This window comes from Aquaspirillum serpens DSM 68, from assembly GCF_000420525.1.
Classification (GTDB): domain Bacteria; phylum Pseudomonadota; class Gammaproteobacteria; order Burkholderiales; family Aquaspirillaceae; genus Aquaspirillum; species Aquaspirillum serpens.
In genome coordinates this window covers 1-19,580 of sequence record NZ_ATVC01000052.1, presented here as the reverse complement: position 1 = coordinate 19,580, position 19,580 = coordinate 1, and the positions used below count along the sequence as shown (strand labels likewise).

Genomic DNA, 19,580 nt, shown 5'->3' with positions numbered 1-19,580 from the left:
GGTGGTCATCTCATTGCTGTTCCAGCACAAAATACCAGCCGGACGTGTCCAAGCTGCGGTCATGTCTCGGCTGAAAACCGCCAAACTCAGGCTAAATTTGCTTGTGTGCAATGCGGCTATGAAAACCACGCCGATGTCGTCGGTGCGATTAATGTTCTAAAACGCGGCCAAGCTATCTTAGCGGCCGCATAAACAACAAAAGGGCAGGACTTGCCCAGTTCGCCTGTGAAGTGAGCGGTGCCGTCATGCCGCCAGCAGCAGGAACCCACCGAAGCGACTTTGGCCTGTGTCTAGACCAAAGCGCCGTAGGAATCCCCGCTCTTTAGGGCGGGGAGGATGTCAACGAGTGGTTTGGCTATCTCTTACCCGATTGGTTTAGGGTTGGCGGCGGGGGCAATGTTGTTTGTGGTGTCGCATGAAGTGATTCCGGAAACTCACCGCCACGGCCATCAAACCTCGGCAACCTTGGGCTTGATGGTGGGCTTTGCACTGATGATGGTGTTGGATACCACTTTAGGTTAATCGACTTTACCATTAGCATGATGCAATTCTGTTTCGTTTGCTCAGGAATTGCATCATGTCTGTTGCTGCACTGTATTACCAACCCGATGCGTTTGAAGTCACACCCCAAAAAAATATCATGGGGCGCCATGCGGCAGGGGCCTCATTTTTACGCGGTTTTTTGCGTTATAGCAGCAGCGATGTCTTTTGGGTGTTGACCGAAAAAGCAGTTGATATGCCGGCTTTTCTGCGTCATGCCCAACAATGGCGGCCACAGCTGCCGGTGCATCATCTGCATCAGGGTAGCCTCGGCCAACTGAAACAACCAGGTTGTCTGTTTTATCCCAGCCCTAGCCTCGGCCATTTAGCGTGGCAACGTACGGCCTATGGACATAACGCATGGAGCTTGTGTGGTATTACCCATACCACCGCCAGTGCTGGCGCAATGGACGATATCACCGACTATCTCACCGCGCCGTTACAACCGTGGGATGCGCTAATCTGTACCTCTCAGGCAGTGAAAAGCCATGTTGAACAGATGCTCTATGCCCAACAAGACTACCTGCGGCAGCGGCTGCGGTGTCAGGATTTTATTTGGCCACAGCTACCAGTGATTCCACTGGGTATCCACAGCCAAGATTTCGTCTTTACCTCCGAGCAAAAACAACAGGCCCGACAGCAATTACAACTGGCACCGGATAGCATCGTGGTGTTGTATATGGGTCGGTTGTCATTTCATGCTAAAGCGCATCCGTTAGCGATGTATCAAGCCTTGCAACGCGTCGCCGAGCAAATCAACGTCCCACTGGTGTTAATTGAATGTGGTTGGCACGCGAATCAAGCGATTGCCGATGCTTTTCGACAAGCAGCACAACTGGCTTGCCCTGCGGTACGCATCGAACAACTTGACGGGCGGCAACCAGAACAACGGAACTTAGCGTGGGCGGCGGCAGATATTTTTTGTTCACTGTCCGACAATATCCAAGAGACATTCGGCATCACACCATTAGAAGCCATGGCGGCGGGCTTACCGGTGGTGGTATCAGATTGGGATGGCTATCGTGATACGGTACGTGATGGCGTGGATGGTTTTTTGATCAGCACCACCCTCCCCCCTGCTGGCTTGGGACGCAATATCGCTCTGCGCCATGCGCTGTCGCTCGACAGTTATGATCGTTATTGTGGTTTAGTATCGAGCTTAGTGGCGGTGGATGTCGCGGCGGCGAGTGAGGCTTTGTTATTGCTGGCAACGCAACCGGAATTGCGGCAGATGATGGGCGCCGCAGGTCAACAACGGGCACAACAACAGTATGATTGGCAACAGATTATTCCGCGCTATCAACAACTGTGGGCAACACAAGCGGAACGACGTCATGCCGCCGGTGAAGCAAAACCTGCCACTTGGCCGGCTCGCCTTGATCCCTTTCAGGCTTTTCGCGCTTACCCATCAACCATCCTCCACCCTGACCATGTGTTGCGCTTAGTCGATCGTGATGTCGAACAAAGCAAGCAGCGGTTGCAACATTATCGCCAACTGGCAATGGTAGAAGTTGCCATCCCAATTTTACCGACCGAAGCCGAACTAGAAGATTTATTGACCTCATTAGCAGCCGCACCACTCACCGCACGGCAATGGATCAGTCGTTTTCCTGCAACACGACAAAAACTATTGTTTCGTAGCATTGTTTGGTTATACAAACTCAATCTGGTGTGCCGCCATAAGATTTAATCTTGTGCAAATTAAAAAAACAGTCTTACCTATGGCATAATTTACCGTTTGTTTAGTATTTTTAAGTCTTTATTTGCTGCTTTCTTATAAAAAAAGCTTATTTATTATTTTTTCGCTAAAAATTCTGTGTTTGCTGTGCCGTGTGTAATTTTTCGCCTGTGAGACAACTGTGAAATTAAATATCCGTTTTCAACATTGGGTACTGGGAACGACCATCGCGATTGTGCTGAGTCTAACCCTTGTTTTTTTGCTAACAGTGCTGGGGAAGTTTCGTCATCTTACCGAGGAAAGTGCCAAACAGCGTTTTGAATTGGTATCACAACAGGCCTCGGCTCAACTGCTACATTTAATCAGTGGCGTGGGTAAGTTTGTGACAACACAAAGCCATGCCGATCCAACCCTGTTTAGTAATACGCAACAACACATTAACCCCGATGGGGTGATCTCTGCTTTTGTCAGTTCTCTGGCCGTAGACGACAACCTCTATGGCCATTTTTTCGCCCTAAAAAATAATGAACTTGTGCAAGCGGTTGCCATCCGCAATCACCCACAAGTGCTGGCTGAGCTCAAAGCACCGACAGGAACGTGGTTTGGCATTCGCCGCATCATCCAAGAGGACAACCGTCGTCTTGAACGATGGGAGTTTTTAGGCAGCGAGCGCCAGCTATTGGGCCGCAGTGAAGCGATGGCAACCTATTCCCCCACCCAGCGGCCATGGTTTATCGCCGCTATGCAACAGCAAAAGTTGATTATCACCGACCCCTATGTGTTTGCCTCGACTGGCGATTTAGGGATTACCATTTCCCAGCCATTGCTGCATAAAAACGGTGTATTGGGCTCGGATATCAACTTAGCCACACTACAAAAATTCATTGCTGAACTACCGTTGTCAAACAATGCCGCTATTTTGATGTTGGACTCACAAAATCGGGTGATTGCCCACAGCGTGCGCGGCCAGTTATTACAAAATCTCAGCGTGCCTCCGTTAGCAAAACTACAACAACTGACCCATCCGGCCTTCTCCCACCTAAGCCAAGTGCCACTACAGCCGCAAGCTAAGCTACTTCAGCTTCCCCTCGATGGACAAAACCAACAAAACTTTGTGGTGATTCGCCAACCCGTACAAGCCTTTTCTGGGACACAGTTTCAGGTGTTGATGTTGGCACCCGTCAGTGATTTTATTGGTCCAATTGAAAAAGCGCGCAGTGATATCTTGCTAATTTCGATTTTGATTTTATTGGTTTTAGTGCCATTGGCCGTGTTAGGTTCGCGGCGGGTGGTGAAAGCTTTGGTGTTGTTAGCCAGTAATTCAAAACGGATTAAATCCCTCGATTTTTCAGAAGATCCTAAAACCTCAGATTCCTTTCTCTACGAAATCAATGCTCTCAACGATGCACAGAAAGTAATGCATCACTCGATTAAGCAAAAAACCAAAGAACTCAACCAAGCACAAGAAAAACTGGCTCAACTGGTGCGCAACGGTCTGTTGTTAGCGAAAGAACACGACCGCGAAAAACTGCTTAGCCATATCCTGCATGGTGGGCGTGAATTGGCGAACTGTGCTGCGGCCACCCTGTATCTCAAAACCGAGCGCAATACGCTGCGCTTTGCCATGCGGACCAACGCCGACAAATTGCCCGATTTTGAAGTACCGCTGTATCACCCCGACACCGGCGCGCCGATGACCGGCTATGTGTCGAGTTATGTTGCACTGCATAACGAAACAGTAGTGATTGATGATGTGTATAGCGAAACTCGCTTTGACTTAAGTGGCACCAAACGCTTTAGCGAAGAATCTGGTTTCCGCACCATTTCGATGCTGACTGTGCCCTTATCACCGCGTGATGGCGAAGTAATTGGGGTGATTCAACTGATGAATGCGGTTGATCCTGTCACGGGTGAGATCGTGGCATTTCCACCGGAAATGGTCACTTTTGTTGAAGCATTGGCAGCACAATCAGCAGTGGCGCTGGAAAATCACCAGTTGGTAGAAGCGCAAAAAGTGCTGATGGACTCAATGATCAAAATCATTGCCGGCGCGATTGATGCGAAAAGTGCTTATACCGGCGGTCATTGTGCTCGTGTACCTGAATTGGCGGTGATGTTGGCAGAGGAAGCCTGCCAAGTACAACAAGGCGCATTGGCCGAATTTGCTTTCCGCAATGAAGATGAGTGGCGTGAATTCAGAATTGGTGCATGGCTACACGATTGTGGCAAAGTCACCACGCCGGAATATGTCGTGGATAAGGCCACGAAACTAGAGACCATTTATAACCGTATTCACGAAATCCGCACGCGGTTTGAAGTGTTGTGGCGTGATGCAGAAATTGCCCGTTTGCAGGCCATCTTGGCAGGGCAACCGGTGGCAGATGCCGATGCAACCTTGGCGGTGCGCCAGCAACAACTACAGGAAGACTTTGCCTTTATCGCAGAATGCAATATCGGCGGCGAGTTTATGGCGGCGGAAAAAATCGACCGTGTCAAAGCCATTGCGCAACAGACGTGGTGGCGACATTTTGATGATCGGTTAGGTCTATCGCATGAAGAATTGCGCCGTTATGAAGCCCATCCACCGGCTAACTTACCTGCCATCGAAAAACTATTGGACGATAAGCCTTGGCATATTCTGCCGCGCGTCGATTGGCGCGCTTTTGATGAAAAATATGGCTTTGAAATTAAAGTGCCGCAGCATCTCTATCATTTTGGCGAGGTGTATAACCTATCGATTGCCCGAGGCACCCTGACCGAGGAAGAACGCTTCAAAATTAATGAGCATATTATTCAAACGATTGTGATGCTAGAAAATATGCCATTCCCGAAACATCTCAAGCGGGTGCCTGAATACGCTGGCACGCATCACGAAACCCTGATTGGCACCGGCTATCCGCGTAAATTAAAAGCAGAGCAGTTATCAGTGCCGGCGCGGATTATGGCTATTGCCGATATTTTTGAGGCCCTCACCGCCTCGGATCGCCCCTATAAAAAGGCGAAAACGCTGTCAGAATCGATCAAAATTCTGTCTTTCTTTAAGAAAGATCAGCATATCGATGGCGAATTGTTCGATCTCTTTTTGACTTCAGGGGTGTACCGGCGTTATGCCGAGCGTTTCTTAAAACCAGAGCAAATTGATGAGGTGGATATCACGCCTTATCTCACGCCTCGCGAATAAGCGTTGACTAGGGGAGGAAAACACATGCGTACCGCCATCTTGCTTGCAGGGATGTTATTGAGTAGCACGGTGTTGGCAGACGCCAATGCCATCGGCTATGTCAAAACCCTCAACGGAGAAGCCAGCATCACCACCGCCGGCAAAAAAGTGAAGGCCGAAGTGGGCACTGCGATTTTTCAAGGTAGCCAATTAAAAACCGCTGCCAAAAGCAGCATGGGCATTACCTTTAAGGATGAAACGGTGATGTCATTTGGCCCCGACACCGAATTAACCGTTGATGAATACCTCTACAACCCCAGCCAAAATAAACTGAAATTGGGCAGTAAGCTAACCAAGGGCAGTTTGAATTATGTCTCTGGTGTGATTGCCAAATTGCAGCCTTCGGCAGTCACGGTGACGACCCCCACCGGCACCATTGGCGTCCGAGGCACACAATTTGCGGTTAGAGTGGAGGAGTAACCATGATGAAAACAGGCATTAAACGGTTAAGCGCCTTGGCTTTGGTGGCGAGCTTGGTAGGCTGTGCCAATTCTTATGTGGTGTTGCTGCCGAATCCCGATGGCACTACCGGCAAAGTGATTGTGACTGGTAAAAAAGGGCAACAGGTCATCGACCAAGTCAGTGCTGCCGTACCTTTAGATGGTTCTAAAGCGCCAGAAGCAATTTCAGGTGACAAAATTCAACGTGATTTTGGGGCCGCGATTGCAGCTCGTCCGCTGATCCCAGAACGCTTTTTGCTGTATTTCAAATCAGGTGGGGCCGACCTCACTGCCGAATCTGCCGCTTTACTGCCTAAAGTATTAAAAGCGGTGAGCTTACGGCCAGCAGTGGATGTTTCAGTGATTGGTCACACCGATACCGTCGGCGATAAAGAATACAACCGTGGTTTATCGTTAGAACGCGCACAATTTGTTGCTAATTTATTGCGAAAACAAGGGTTAAAAGTCCACGCCCTGACAGTGGAATCACACGGTGAACGTAACCCCCTCGTAAAAACACCTGACAACACTGCCGAACCGCGCAACCGCCGCGTCGAAATTTCCATTCGTTAATCTGACAAGACGGTATCCCCGTCTTGTCTCCTCCCGCCTGCTGATCGGTGATATCCGATGTCTTCCTCTTTGTTAAAACGCCTGTCTTGGTTATGGCCTATTGTCGCTGCACTGTTGGGAATCGGGTTGTTACTGGCCGATCCCCTACCATTGCAAACCCTACGCAATGCAGTTTTTGACCAATATCAACGTTGGCACCCTCGCCCCTATCAAGCCGTACCCGTGCGGATTATTGATATTGATGAAGCAAGTTTGACGCGCCTAGGGCAATGGCCGTGGCCTCGGACACGGATGGCCGAATTGGTAGATAAGCTACGACAAGCCGACGTTGCTGCAATTGGTTTTGACGTGGTATTTGCTGAACCGGATCGCACCTCACCGCAAACAGTGTCACAGCTATGGTCATTGCCTGATGATTGGCAACATAAACTGCAACAACTACCCGATCACGACCAACAATTTGCCGCCAGCATGGCAAAAGCGCCGGTGGTCTTGGGTTTTGCCCTTGAGCGAACAGCAACAGCAACAGCCAAACAACCGGCACGACCATTTCGGTATATCTATGCAGGTGAATCTCCCGACCGTTGGTTTCATCCCTTTGCTGCCGCTGTGACCTCGCTACCGCAGTTTGAACAAGTGGCACAAGGTAACGGTGCCTTATCTTTTGTCCCTGATAATGATGGTGTGGTACGGCGGGTACCATTGGTATTAAGTGCCGGAGGACAGCCGGTTTCTACCTTGGTGACCGAAACTTTGCGCGTGGGACAAGGGGCAAAAAATCTGATTCTCAAAGCCGCAGATGAGGCAGACACCGGCCTTGCCGAGATACGTATCGGCGATTTCACTGTGCCCACCACCGCCCACGGTGAGATGTGGGTGCACTATTCCGAGCCAGTTGCTGGGCGTTATCTACCGGCTTGGCAAGTATTGGCCGGTCAGGTGCCGGCAGAGCTATTGCAGGGACATCTGGTGCTGATTGGGGCTTCTGCCCAAGGGTTAATGGACTTACGTTTTAGCCCTTTGGGCCGCATCATGCCGGGGGTGGAAGCCCATGCCCAAGCCTTAGAACAAATTTTGACCGAACATTACTTACAACGGCCTAGCTGGGCAAAGGCGGCTGAAGTGGTGACACTGCTGCTGGTCACTTTGTCGATTGGCTTTGTCTCGTTGCGGCTAGGGGCAATGATTGCCGCCTTGGTGACTAGCGTGTTATTGGCCCTCGTGTTAGGTGGCGGTTGGTTCGCCTTCCGTGACCAGCAGCTATTACTCAACAGCCTCACCCCTGCCATCGTTGGCCTCTCGACTTTTATCTTGGGCAGCTTAATTCATCATTGGCTAAGCGAACGCGAACAGCGTTGGATTAAAGACGCTTTCTCACGCTATGTTTCACCTAATCGGGTTGCTTATCTTGTCGATCACCCTGATGCAATGGCGTTGGGAGGCCGGCGGCAGCAATGCAGTTTTATCTTCACCGATTTGGCAGGTTTTACTTCGCTGATGGAAAGCATCGACCCAAGCGAAGCCGTAGCGTTATTGAACGCCTATCTGGACGAAATGATTGGGATTGCTTTTCGCTATGAAGGTACGCTAGATCGGATTGTCGGCGACGCCGTGGCGATTATGTTCTCTGCCCCCGTTCCGCAAGCCGATCACCCGGCCCGCGCCCTTGCTTGTGCCTTAGAAATGCACACTTTTGCCAGCCGCTATGCCGCCACGCTACAAGCAAAAGGGATTCAGTTTGGCAAAACACGAATTGGGGTGCACTGTGGTGAAGTGATTGTTGGCAACTTCGGTGGGTCAACCATCTTCGATTATCGCGCCTTGGGCGATGCGGTGAACACTGCCGCTCGTTTAGAAAGTGTGAATAAACACCTCGGCACGACAGTTTGTGTCTCAGAAGCGATTCTAAGCGCCTGCATTGAGCCAGTGCCGGCCAGACCAGTCGGTAAATTGGTGTTAAAAGGCAAGCAACAGGCATTGCAGGTTTTTGAACCTGTCGCCGCTGCCCGACCAGAGCAAGATGCGCCACTAGCAGAGTACCAAGCGTTTTATCAACAACTGCAAGCCAGCACCGACAATGACGATTGTTTACCGGCCTTGCGAGCACAGATTGCCTCGCTTGCCACGCGCTATCCGACAGACCCTTTAATCCAACTGCATCATCAACGGCTGGCGCAGGGTGAACGGGGCGATATGCTGGTGATGCAAAGCAAATAGCAAAAATTTAACGATTGAAAAGTAGAAAACCAATGTCAAGCCAAAACTTTTTGCTTGACATTTTTTATTTGAAAAAAATGATATAGCTCGCATTCTTGCGCAGCAAAGATTTTTGCTTGATGGTCACCAGTGATGGTGCTTAATCCAAAATTAAGGCACTGAAAATAATATAAAAAATTTTTAACTATAATTTTTTCAAGCCGAAATTCTACTTTTTTGCGCCTATTTTTTCGCAATGACAAAATCAAATTCACCATGCCTAGGTCTTATTTTAGCGCATTAAGCTAAATTTAAGCTATGTTGTTTTTACGTCAAGAAAATGCATTTTTGTGACAAATCGCATCTTGTTGCAAAAAAGAAACACTTTTTTATGGCGCGTAAAAAAATCAGACCTACCCTTTTTCGCCACATGCCAAGCCTTACCAAATAACAGTTTTTGCTGTGCAATATCGACATCGGTGATGGCTTACATCACAAAAATTGATGCCAAAACGGAATGGATTGTTTTTTGATGAAGACAGGGAGACACATTCCCGCGACGTTCTGGTTAGAACTGGTCAACAAAAACAATTTCATGAGGAGATCGAAACGATGTCATCGATCAAAAAAGACGCAACGGCACAACAAAATGCCGATGCCTACTGGAAAGACACGCTCAAGCTGTTGTGGATCGTGCTTGCTTTGTGGGCTGTTGTTTCCTACTTTGCTGGGATTTTTTTCGCATCTGCATTAAATAACATCTACTTAGCAGGCTATCCCCTTGGGTTCTGGTTTGCGCAACAAGGTTCCATTTATGCGTTTGTGGTGCTGATTTTCTGGTACGCCAAACAAATGGGCAAGATCGACGAAAAGCACGATGTGCACGAAGACTAACTTGGAGCGTAGATCATGGATGATCTGAAACTCATGACATACATCGCCGTAGGGCTGTCGTTTGCGCTCTACATCGGTGTAGCCATTTGGGCACGAGCAGGCAGCACCAAAGACTACTACGTCGCTGGTGGTGGGGTACATCCGGTGGTAAACGGGATGGCAACGGCAGCGGACTGGATGTCGGCGGCGTCGTTTATTTCGATGGCCGGTTTGATTTCTGCGATGGGCTACGATGGTTCGGTCTATCTGATGGGTTGGACCGGCGGTTATGTATTGCTGGCAGTGTTGCTCGCCCCCTACCTGCGGAAATTCGGTAAGTTTACGGTGCCAGAATTTATCGGTGACCGTTACTACTCGCAGACGGCGCGGATTGTGGCAGTGGTGTGCTTGATCTTTATCTCGTTCACCTATGTTGCGGGTCAAATGCGCGGTGTCGGGATTGTGTTCTCACGCTTCCTTGAAGTGGAAATCACCACCGGTTTGATTATCGGGATGGGCTTGGTGTTCTTCTATGCAGTGTTAGGTGGCATGAAGGGCATTACCTACACCCAAGTGGCGCAGTATGTGGTGCTGATTTTCGCTTACACCATTCCAGCCATCTTTATCTCGCTGCAACTCACCGGCCACTTGTTGCCACAAACCGGTTTGGGCGCTGATTTGGCCAACGGTCAACCCTTCTTGGCACGCCTGAACACCGTGGTTACCGATCTTGGCTTTGCCAACTACACCACCTCTAGCAAATCGATGATCGACATTGTCGCCATCACTTTTGCTTTGATGGCAGGTACAGCAGGTTTGCCTCACGTGATCGTGCGTTTCTTCACCGTACCAAAAGTGCGTGATGCCCGTTCTTCTGCTGGTTGGGCCTTGGTGTTTATCGCCATTCTCTACACCACTGCGCCAGCAGTGGGTGCAATGGCTCGCTACAACGTGATCGCCACCGTGAACACCCACGTTGCTCAAGATAAGCCGTTGCTGGCACAAGAAGCCAACCTGAAAGCAGAAGATCGCCCAGAGTGGATGAAGCGCTGGGAAAAAACCGGCCTGCTGAAATGGGATGACAAAAACGGTGATGGCCTGATTCAACACTACAACGACAAGTCGAAGAACCCAGAGGTGTTAGCGAAGGCTGAAGCACTGGGTTACAAAGGCAATGAGTTGACTGTTGACCGTGACATCATGGTGTTGGCTAACCCTGAAGTGGCGCAGTTGCCTAACTGGGTGATTGCCTTGGTGGCTGCCGGTGGTATTGCTGCTGCCTTGTCCACTGCTGCTGGTCTGTTGTTGGTGATCTCGGCCGCTATCTCGCATGATTTGTTGAAAGGGGTGATTGCACCGAATATCTCCGAGAAGAGCGAGTTGATGGCTGGTCGTGCAGCGTCGGCGGTGGCGGTGTTGGTTGCCGGTTACTTAGGCTACAACCCACCCGGCTTTGTGGCTGAAGTGGTGGCATTTGCCTTCGGTCTGGCTTGCGCTTCGCTGTTCCCAACCATCTTGTTAGGTATCTTCTCGAAGAAGATGAATACCCAAGGTGCGATTGCGGGGATGTTGACCGGTTTGATCTTCACCTTCTGCTACATCCTCTACTTCAAAGGCATCTTTATCACACCAATGGCAGAGAACATCCCTGCTAACTGGTTGTTTGGTATCTCGCCAGAGGGTATTGGTAGTGTGGGTGCGATCTTGAACGTGGTCGTTGCGCTGATTGTGTCTCGTGTCACACCAGCTTGCCCTGACCACATCCAACACTTGGTGGAAGATATCCGTACACCACGCGGTGCAGGTACTGCCCACGCTCACTAATCCTGAGTTGCTGCAGATTACCCCGACCTTGCGGTCGGGGTTTTTCTCAAGAAAGCCAATTATTGGGTCTGTTTGAGAAAAACCCTGCCCACAGATAGAAAACACGCTATGACTGCTAACGCTACTTTGTGTCTTGCCACGGTCGAATTTCTGTCGAAACATGCGCCCTTTGACACGATGCGGGCAGAGGATTTGACGTTTATTGCCAAACGTTTAGCCCTCGCCTATTACCCCGAAGGCCATATTGTGTTGGAGCCAGAAATGGGCGCTCCTGCCTACTTCTATATTGTGCAACGTGGTGCCATTCGTGTGGATGGTGCGACCAGCGGCCCCTCGCAAGATACCCATGCGCTATTAGAAGAAGGGGAATGTTTCCCGATTGGCGCCGCTAGCGGTGATCGACCAACCGTAAACCGCTATACGGCAGCAGAAGATACCTTTTGCTATCAATTAGCCAGTGCTGATTTTCATCGGCTCTTGCAACAAAGCAGCGAGTTTAATCGCTTTTGTACCGCCTACCTTGCCACTTTGTTGGGACAAACTCATCTCAATATGCAGCAGTCGTTTCAACAAAAAGCCCTTGAACAACAAGGGATGGCAGCTTCGCTATCGCGGTTAATCCGGCGTGAACCGATTACCTGTCCCCCCGATACTTCATTGGCCGAGGCGTTTACTGCCATGCACGCGGCACGCGCTGGTTCGATGGTGATTACCGAAGCGGGTGTCCCAATCGGGATTTTGACGCAATCGGATTTATTGCCACGGGTGTTATTGCCAAACACACCGCTGGACACCCCAATTAGCCAAGTGATGACCCCATCCCCCTTTACGCTTTCCGAACATGCAACCGCTTATGATGCCACCTTGGCGATGGCGACTCGCGGTATTCGCCATGTACTGGCAGTCGATGGTGCAGGGCGTTTGCGCGGTGTGATTTCTGAGCGTGATTTATTCGCTATGCAGCGCGTGGGGCTACGCGAATTGCGCCAACGCATCGAACACGCCACTGATTTGGCAAATTTGGTACAGGCTGGGCAAGATTTACGACAGCTTTCTTATAATTTGCTGGCGCAGGGGCTTGGGCCGGAACAGCTGACCCAGTTCGTATCGGCAATGAACGATTGCATCGTGCGGCAAGTGATTGCCCTAACCTTGCCTAAACATGATTTACACGACATCCAATGGTGTTGGTTGGCCTTTGGCTCGGAAGGCCGCGAGGAGCAAACCTTCAGCACCGACCAAGATAACGGCTTAGTGTATCTGAGCGAACGGCCAGACGACGAAATCAAACCCACTTTGCTTGCTTTTGCTGCTGAAGTCGTGGCTGGCCTCGATCAGTGCGGTTTTCCGCTGTGTCAGGGCCATATTATGGCGAGCAATCCCGATCTCACCCTGTCATTGGAAGCATGGCAACGTAAATTCAGCCATTGGATCAGTTCGCCCGATCCAAAAGCTTTATTAGCTGCCACCATTTTCTTTGACCTGCGGCCCTTGGCAGGTGATGAATCCCTCGCCCAGCGTTTAACAAAACACCTGTTACAACACGTCAGCAGCAATACCATGTTCCAACATATGTTGGCAGGTAATGCTCTGAGCTCTCATGTCCCCTTGGGTTTGGTACGCGACTTTGTCACCGAAACCCATCAGGGCCAAAGCGGTTGGTTAGATCTGAAAAAATCTGGGGCACGTTTGTTTGTTGATCCGGCGCGGGTGTTGGCTTTGGCGCATGGCGTGGCGGCAACCAATACCTTATCGCGCCTAGAACAAGCCGCGCCAAAAAGCGGCATTCATCCTGATGTATTACACGCCATGTTAGATGCCTTCCGTTTTATTCAATTGCTGCGCCTGCGGTTGCAACAAGAACCACACACCGAAAAATCACGAGCCAATTTATTGCGGGTGGATGAGTTAAATCCACTAGAACGGCGGATGTTAAAAGAGTCGTTACAACAGGCACGGCGTCTGCAATCTCACCTAAAAACCCGCTATAGCCTATGAGCACTTGGCTGAAAAAATTGGCTTTTTGGCGTACGCCAAGCGTGCAACTAACAGCGATACAACAAGACCGTCTAGCCCGTTGGCAGGCTTTGCCGCGTGCTGCAGATTGGGAACAGCCGTTTGGCAGTGCGCGGTTGGATATTGTTGACGTTGAATCCAGCGGCCTCAATTTGCGTAAAGACAGTTTGATTGCGATTGGGGCAGTGTCGTTAGATCGATTGCTGTTACAGCCAACAGCGGCATTTGAAGTGGTGTTGCGGCAAGAAACGGTGTCTAGCCACGAAAATATTTTAATTCATGGCATCAGCGGCAATATCCAACGCAATGGGCATGAACCTGTTGAAGCTTTGCTGGATTTTTTAGAATTTAATGGCAAACGCCCGTTGGTTGCTTACCATGCGTTTTTTGACGAGGCGATGTTGGCACGCGCCATGCGGCAATATCTTGGTTTTCAATACCAAGCACCGTGGTTAGATTTGGCGTGGTTGTTGCCAGCGTTATTTCCTGAACATTACGGTGGGCCGGTGGGATTGGATACTTGGCTCAAGCGGTTTGGCATCACCGTCTTTGCCCGTCACAATGCCATCAGTGATTGTCTTGCTACCGCCCAACTGACCAGAATCGCGATTGAACGGGCGCGCAAAAAAGGGATTTATCATGCACAAGGGTTAGCCGCATTAGAAAACGCCAAACGGCGTGCCAGCCGCTTATAAATCACTCATCTAAGGACCGGACATTATGCTATCGCTGATTTTCTATTGGGCTTTGTTTTTATTTATGTTTTTTATGGCCGGACATTTTATCCGTTTAGCGTTTCTAGTCGGTAAGCGCGGTCAGGTGGACAAAATACGCGATTGGCGCGGGCGAGCCATCGATCATGCGGCTTTCTTAAAAACGCGCTTTGTCGCGCTCAATATCATCTGTGCCATCTTGCTGTTGCTCAATGGTTTTGCTGTGTTGTTATTCGCGTTGCAATTAGAAGCATGGACCAGTATTTGTGCTTTGGTGCTGTGGATGTATTTCACCGCGTTGCAACTGATGATTTGGCGTTTGCGTCAATTGCAACGGGGCTAATCTAATGCGCCAGCAGGTATTCCCCTGCTGGCCATGGCGTTAGCCGACAATCTCCAACGCCGCCACCCCCAAACCATGTTGTTTGTTAACTTTAATTTGTACCGGAATGCGCTGTTTCAGGGCTTCCACATGGCTGATGATGCCAATCATTTTGCCGCGTGCGTGTAAGCGGTCTAAGGCCGCCAGTGCAGTCTCAAGCGTATCAGGATCGAGGGTGCCAAACCCTTCATCTAAAAACAGCGAATCTAATCGCAGTTGGTGACTGACTAAATCCGACAGTGCTAAAGCCAAGGCCAAACTGACCAAGAAACTTTCTCCCCCTGACAAAGTACGGGTATCGCGTTCCACATCCCCCTGCCACAGGTCGATAATTTCCATTTCCAATTCCGCATCTAGTTTGCGTTGTAAGCGATAGCGTCCATCCAACATTGCCAAATGTTGATTCGCCAACGCGATTAAATGCGCCAGCGTCAGCCCTTGCGCAAAGCGGCGGAATTTATCACCTTGGGCCGAACCAATCAGTTGGTCGAGTTTTTCCCAATAATCATAGTCTTGTTGTTGCTGCGCACATTGTTGCAACAGCGACTGCTGTTGTTGTCGTTTTTCCTCATCCTGTTGTAACAACAGGGCTAACTGTGCCAACTGTGTTTGCACATGGTGTTGTTCTGTTTGCAGTTGTGCTAACTGTGTTACGAGATCGGTCTCTGATAAGGTGGGGCAGCCAAACGCTTGCTGTTGTTGCCACAGATTTTCTCGCATCTGCAATTCATGCTGCGCCTGTTGCCATTGTTCCTGTCGTTGCTGCTGTTGTGTGGATAGCGTCTGATAAACTGTGTCATCGAGCCAAGCATGTAAAAACGCTGCCTCATCAGCTAAACCAACCCGTTGCAAGGCCTGTTGCCAGCGCTGGTGTTGCTGTTGTTGCTCCAATTCTTGCGCTGCCAACTGTTGTTGTAATTGGCTTAATACACCGGCGGTATGAGAGCGCTGTTGTTGCAGGATTTGCCACATTTCATCACAGCGAGTTTGGTCATTCGGGAGAACAATATCGTCTCCGCTTGGTTGCCCCACGATGTTTGCTGTTTCGTCCAGTCGTTGTTGCCATAAAGTCGCTTGCTTTGCCAATTGCTGCTGTTGAATCTGTTGTTCCGTTAACTCTGACTCAGCTTTTTTTTGTTCGATTTGCCACTGTTGCCAGTGTTTCACCTGCTTGGCAATTTGCGCTAAACGCTGTGCGAGGTCTGGGCCATCCCCAGGCAAAGTAGATTGAAGGTGTTGCTCGCGTTGTTGTTGCTGCTGTTGTAACAGTTGCAACGTGGTTTGTAGCTGATCGCGTTGTGCCAATACGTCCTCTATCGAGGTTTGCTGTCGTTGCCATGCTTTTTCCTCTGCTTGGTATTGCTCTGTCGCCTGCTGTATGATTTTTTCAATGTCAAGCAGTGCCTGATGTAAGGTCTGCACTGCCTCAATACGTTGCTTAAATTGTTGATATTGTTGTTGGAACTTCATCTGATATGGTGGCAGCAGCGTCATGGTGTCTTGCCATACCCATGGCGGCAACCCCAAGTCCTGTAGCAATACTTGGCATTCTTGTTCCAGTTTTTGTTGTTGTTTTTGCTTATCTTCACAGCGTTGTTGGAGATGTTGGCCATCACGCTCAGCCCGTGTCATCACATCGCGTTGTGTTTTACCACGTTCTTCACAGGCAGCCAGTTGTTGTTCTAACGCTTTCATCTCGACCGTGAACGCATCACTCTCGATACGGCGATAGGTCGCCACTTGCGGATGTTCTCGCGAACCACATAGCGGACACGGTTCACCTGCTTGCAGTTTGGCGCGGTGGTCGGCGAATTGTTCGATAAAACGGGCTTGTTCAGCTTGTTGCTGGAGGGTTTGTAACTGCTGTTTCAGCTTTTGATAGCAATCAGCTTCCTGTTCTCGTTGTTGTGTCGCGGCGGTGTATTGTTGCTGCGCGAGTTGCTGTTGCTGCTGGAGAACGGCGAGGTCTTGTTTCAACTGTTGCAAGTTCTGAACTGATGTCAACAGATTTTGCCACCAGTGCGCTTGCTGTTGCTGTTGTTGCCAATGCGCATAAAATGCAGCGAGATTGGGCTGATCACCCAGTTGTGTAGTGAGCTGTTGTTGTAAATGTTGTTGCTGTCGTTCTTGCTCCGACAGGTGCTGTTTTTTTTCCTCTGCCACCTGTTGTTGCTGCTGCGAAGCCGTTTGCGCGGTAGCAAGCAAGCGTTGTTGTGCGGCCAGTTGTGCGGCGACATTGTTTATTTTTACTTGTTCTTGTTGCAGTTCCTGCCACTGCTGTTGCCAAAGGGCGTATTGATTTTGCCATGTGGCAATGTGCTGGTTCTGCTCTAATTGCTCTTGATAGTGTTGTAAGCTGGCTAAGGTTTTTTGATTGTCCTCTGCCCACTGTTGTTGTGCATGTTGTAGTAAACGAAAGCCCTGCGTTGCCAATTGGTGGAGTTGTTGCTGTTGTTGCTGCTGGCGTTGTTGTTCGCTGTGATATTGCGCTGTCAGTTGCTGATAACGCCGCTCGGCTTCCTGCCAACGCTGATGGTCTGGGGCGATGTCGCGGGCGAGTTTGGCTTGTTCCAGACAACGATCTTGTTCCGCATATTCATTCGCCGCCTGTTCAATACTTGTTAATGCCTGCTCCGCATGTTGATAGTCGGCCAACACCTGTTGCCATGTTTTCCAGCGTGCCTGTTGTTGTTCACATTCGGTGATGGCTAACTTCAATCGTTGCAGCTCGCTTTGCCCTTGCTGTTGTTGTTGTAAGTGGCGATGACGTTCTTCTTCCGTCCACAGCGCAGTATCAGCGAGCCGTTGTTTTAATAGCGACAGCGCCTGTTTTTTTTCACGGGTTTGTTCAAACACCTGCCGCGACAGCTGACCATATACTTCGGTTCCGGTCAGTTGTTCTAATAGCTCGGCACGCTCGTTGATCGGTGCATGTAAAAAGGCAGCAAAACCACCCTGTGCCAGTAGCACCGATTTGGTAAAACGCGAAAAATTCAGGCCAGTTAAAGCCTCAATGGTTTTCAGTTTATCTTGAATTTGATGACAAAGAATTGTGCCATCACCGCGTGCCAATTCGACTTTCGGTGGTTGCAAGCTACCATTGACTCTGCCACGGGCGCGCCGTTGACTCCAAAAAGCGCGGTATACCTCACCGCGTACGGCAAATTCCACTTCTGCCAAACATTCGGTGCTATGGCGGGTCATCAGTTGGTTTTGTGTGGCAGAGATGGCTTTTAAGCGTGGCGTTTCGTGATACAAAGCCAAACAAATCGCATCAAACAAAGTCGATTTGCCTGCCCCAGTGGGGCCGGTGATGGCGAATAAACCGCTTTGTGTAAACGGTGTTTGGCTAAAATCAATCGTCCATTCGCCGCGCAGTGAATTCAGGTTTTTAAGCCGCAGTTTGAGGATTTTCATGCTGTGATTTCCAATTGCTGACAGACCAAAGCAAAACGCTGTTGCAATGCTTGGCAGGTTTCGGTATCAAATTCAGTCTGGCGTAAACATTGTTCAAACACGTCTTGCACCGACAATTCATGCAACATCACTGTGTCGGCTGGTTGCAATACGCTAACCGGACGGGAAGCCCGTTTTACCCGTAACACTTGCACTGGATACGATGCCAGTTGTTCACGCACCTGATCCACCACATCGCGGCTGGCTTGTGGATCGGTCAACACAATTTCTAGCCATAGGGCCTGCGCTGGTGAGAGTGCCAATTGTGATAACCGTGCTTCGACATCAGCGACTAAACTATCAAGCGAAGTTTGAATGCTAGCGAGGGCTTGCCAACAGGGAACCGGCAGCGTATCAATTTGCAGCCCGTCGGGTTGGCTGTCGATCAGATTCATTGATTTTTGTTGGCCTGCTTCATCAAAACTCAGTGCCAACGGCGAGCCACTGTAATAAATCGGCGATGGTGCAGAAATGTGCTGTGCCTGATGTAAATGGCCAAGCGCCACATAATCCACCGTTGGAAAGGCCGTCGCCGGAAAGCCACGCAATTTACCAATATAAATCTCACGCACCGACTCACTGCTGCTGCCACCTAATACAGTGAGATGGCCGGTCATCATGATCGGCACAGGCCGAGCAAGGGTAGTTTGTTGCGCTTGGATATAGAAAAAAATTTCGGCATAGCAATTGGTTATGGCTTGCTGCAAAGCTAATTCTTTTTCTTCTGCATCTTGCCCTGCTCGACTGAGCAATAATTCATGTGGGCGCAGATACGGCACAGCTGCCAACCACAATGCCGGTTCGCCCTGCCGGTTTGTTAGCAAGCGTACATGCTCTGCTGCTGACAGGCGGTGTGGCACCACCCATGTATGTAATTTTTCCAGTAATAAACGGCTTTCTTGCAAAGTCGCCGCCGCATCATGGTTTCCCGCCACTACCACCAACTGTGCCCCCGCCGCCTCAACCGTCATCGCCAATTCAAAATACAGCTCACGTGCGGCACTGGTGGGCGTTGCACTATCAAACACATCACCTGTCAACAACACCAGATCAATGTCCTGTTGCCGGATTTGCTCACCCAACCATGCAATCAATTGTTGATGTTCAGCATGGCGTGATTGACCCAAAAGTAAATGGCCTAAATGCCAGTCAGACGTGTGCAAGATGCGCATCGCTATTTCCTATCCCAATCAAAAACAATCTGACATGCTGTGAGGATATTGTCTGATTAAATATAATTTTTTTGCCAATATTGAAATAATTATGATATTAGCCTATAGCATCTTTCAACAATACCGCACAGCGAGGACAGCAATGACGGTATTTGAAAAACTACTATTTGTTGACATCCTCCCCGGCCTGAAGGCCGGAGATTCCTACGGCGCTCAGGCGCGGCATTGAGCCGCACCTGAGTCGCTTCGGTGGGTTCCTGCTGCTGGCGGCATTGCTGCACCGCTCACTTCACAGGCGAACCGGGCGTGTCCCGCCCTTAGAACATTGATCGCGCCGACCACATCGGCGTTTTCCTCGAAACTACACTCGACACAGACAAAGCGGGCTTGTGTTTGCCGGTTGTCTGCGCTGACGTGACCGCAGCACGGACAAGTGCGGCTGGTGTTCTCCGGTGGCACGGCGACCAGCCAGCCGCCGTTCCATGCCAGCTTGTAGT

The 19,580-nt window shown here is 50.0% G+C and carries 15 protein-coding genes; 12 read left to right on the top strand and 3 right to left on the bottom strand.

Annotation, left to right across the window (positions count from 1 at the left end; translation table 11 throughout):
* The 12 genes from G465_RS0109955 to G465_RS14360 form a co-directional block, all read left to right on the top strand.
* On the top strand, nucleotides 1-192 hold a 192-nt coding region (locus G465_RS0109955), incomplete at its 5' end, for a zinc ribbon domain-containing protein (RefSeq protein ID WP_022654319.1).
* A 144-nt stretch (nucleotides 193-336) separates the two neighbouring features.
* Nucleotides 337-522: a hypothetical protein gene (locus G465_RS0109950; protein ID WP_022654318.1), complete on the top strand. Its 186-nt coding sequence runs from the start codon at nucleotides 337-339 to the stop codon at nucleotides 520-522.
* Nucleotides 523-577: 55 nt separating this feature from the next.
* The gene (locus tag G465_RS14375) at nucleotides 578-2,230 is read left to right on the top strand and encodes a glycosyltransferase family 4 protein (RefSeq protein WP_022654317.1); all 1,653 of its coding nucleotides are present in this window, start codon (nucleotides 578-580) and stop codon (nucleotides 2,228-2,230) included.
* Between the two features lie 169 nt (nucleotides 2,231-2,399).
* A complete protein-coding gene (locus G465_RS14370) occupies nucleotides 2,400-5,399 on the top strand; it encodes an HD domain-containing phosphohydrolase (protein WP_022654316.1) in 3,000 nt (999 codons plus the stop codon).
* Between the two features lie 24 nt (nucleotides 5,400-5,423).
* Nucleotides 5,424-5,858 (top strand): FecR family protein, encoded by a 435-nt coding sequence (locus G465_RS0109935; RefSeq protein ID WP_022654315.1) that lies wholly within the window; start codon nucleotides 5,424-5,426, stop codon nucleotides 5,856-5,858.
* A 2-nt stretch (nucleotides 5,859-5,860) separates the two neighbouring features.
* Complete coding sequence (locus G465_RS0109930) at nucleotides 5,861-6,451, top strand: OmpA family protein (protein ID WP_027405373.1); 591 nt, start codon at nucleotides 5,861-5,863, stop codon at nucleotides 6,449-6,451.
* 57 nt (nucleotides 6,452-6,508) lie between these two features.
* Nucleotides 6,509-8,668 carry a CHASE2 domain-containing protein gene (locus G465_RS14365; protein ID WP_022654313.1) on the top strand — a complete coding sequence of 720 codons (2,160 nt, stop codon included), beginning with the start codon at nucleotides 6,509-6,511 and terminating at the stop codon, nucleotides 8,666-8,668.
* A 501-nt stretch (nucleotides 8,669-9,169) separates the two neighbouring features.
* On the top strand, nucleotides 9,170-9,541 hold the full coding sequence (locus G465_RS0109915; RefSeq protein ID WP_245556786.1) for a DUF4212 domain-containing protein: 372 nt from the start codon (nucleotides 9,170-9,172) through the stop codon (nucleotides 9,539-9,541).
* A gap of 15 nt (nucleotides 9,542-9,556) precedes the next feature.
* Nucleotides 9,557-11,344: a sodium:solute symporter family protein gene (locus G465_RS0109910; RefSeq protein ID WP_022654310.1), complete on the top strand. Its 1,788-nt coding sequence runs from the start codon at nucleotides 9,557-9,559 to the stop codon at nucleotides 11,342-11,344.
* A gap of 108 nt (nucleotides 11,345-11,452) precedes the next feature.
* Nucleotides 11,453-13,342: a DUF294 nucleotidyltransferase-like domain-containing protein gene (locus G465_RS0109905; protein WP_022654309.1), complete on the top strand. Its 1,890-nt coding sequence runs from the start codon at nucleotides 11,453-11,455 to the stop codon at nucleotides 13,340-13,342.
* Nucleotides 13,339-14,055, top strand: coding sequence for a 3'-5' exonuclease (locus tag G465_RS0109900; RefSeq protein ID WP_022654308.1), 717 nt, complete (start codon nucleotides 13,339-13,341; stop codon nucleotides 14,053-14,055). Before G465_RS0109905 ends, G465_RS0109900 begins: the two co-directional genes overlap by 4 nt.
* A gap of 25 nt (nucleotides 14,056-14,080) precedes the next feature.
* Nucleotides 14,081-14,416 carry a hypothetical protein gene (locus G465_RS14360; RefSeq protein WP_022654307.1) on the top strand — a complete coding sequence of 112 codons (336 nt, stop codon included), beginning with the start codon at nucleotides 14,081-14,083 and terminating at the stop codon, nucleotides 14,414-14,416.
* Nucleotides 14,417-14,455: 39 nt separating this feature from the next.
* On the opposite strand, the gene G465_RS0109890 is transcribed toward G465_RS14360, so the two are convergent.
* The 3 genes from G465_RS0109890 to G465_RS15535 form a co-directional block, all read right to left on the bottom strand.
* Nucleotides 14,456-17,872 (bottom strand): AAA family ATPase, encoded by a 3,417-nt coding sequence (locus G465_RS0109890; RefSeq protein WP_022654306.1) that lies wholly within the window; start codon nucleotides 17,870-17,872, stop codon nucleotides 14,456-14,458.
* A complete protein-coding gene (locus G465_RS14355; RefSeq protein ID WP_022654305.1) occupies nucleotides 17,869-19,083 on the bottom strand; it encodes an exonuclease SbcCD subunit D C-terminal domain-containing protein in 1,215 nt (404 codons plus the stop codon). Before G465_RS14355 ends, G465_RS0109890 begins: the two co-directional genes overlap by 4 nt.
* A gap of 213 nt (nucleotides 19,084-19,296) precedes the next feature.
* Nucleotides 19,297-19,580 (bottom strand): zinc ribbon domain-containing protein (locus G465_RS15535; RefSeq protein ID WP_155846533.1); only part of this gene is annotated, 284 nt, incomplete at its 5' end.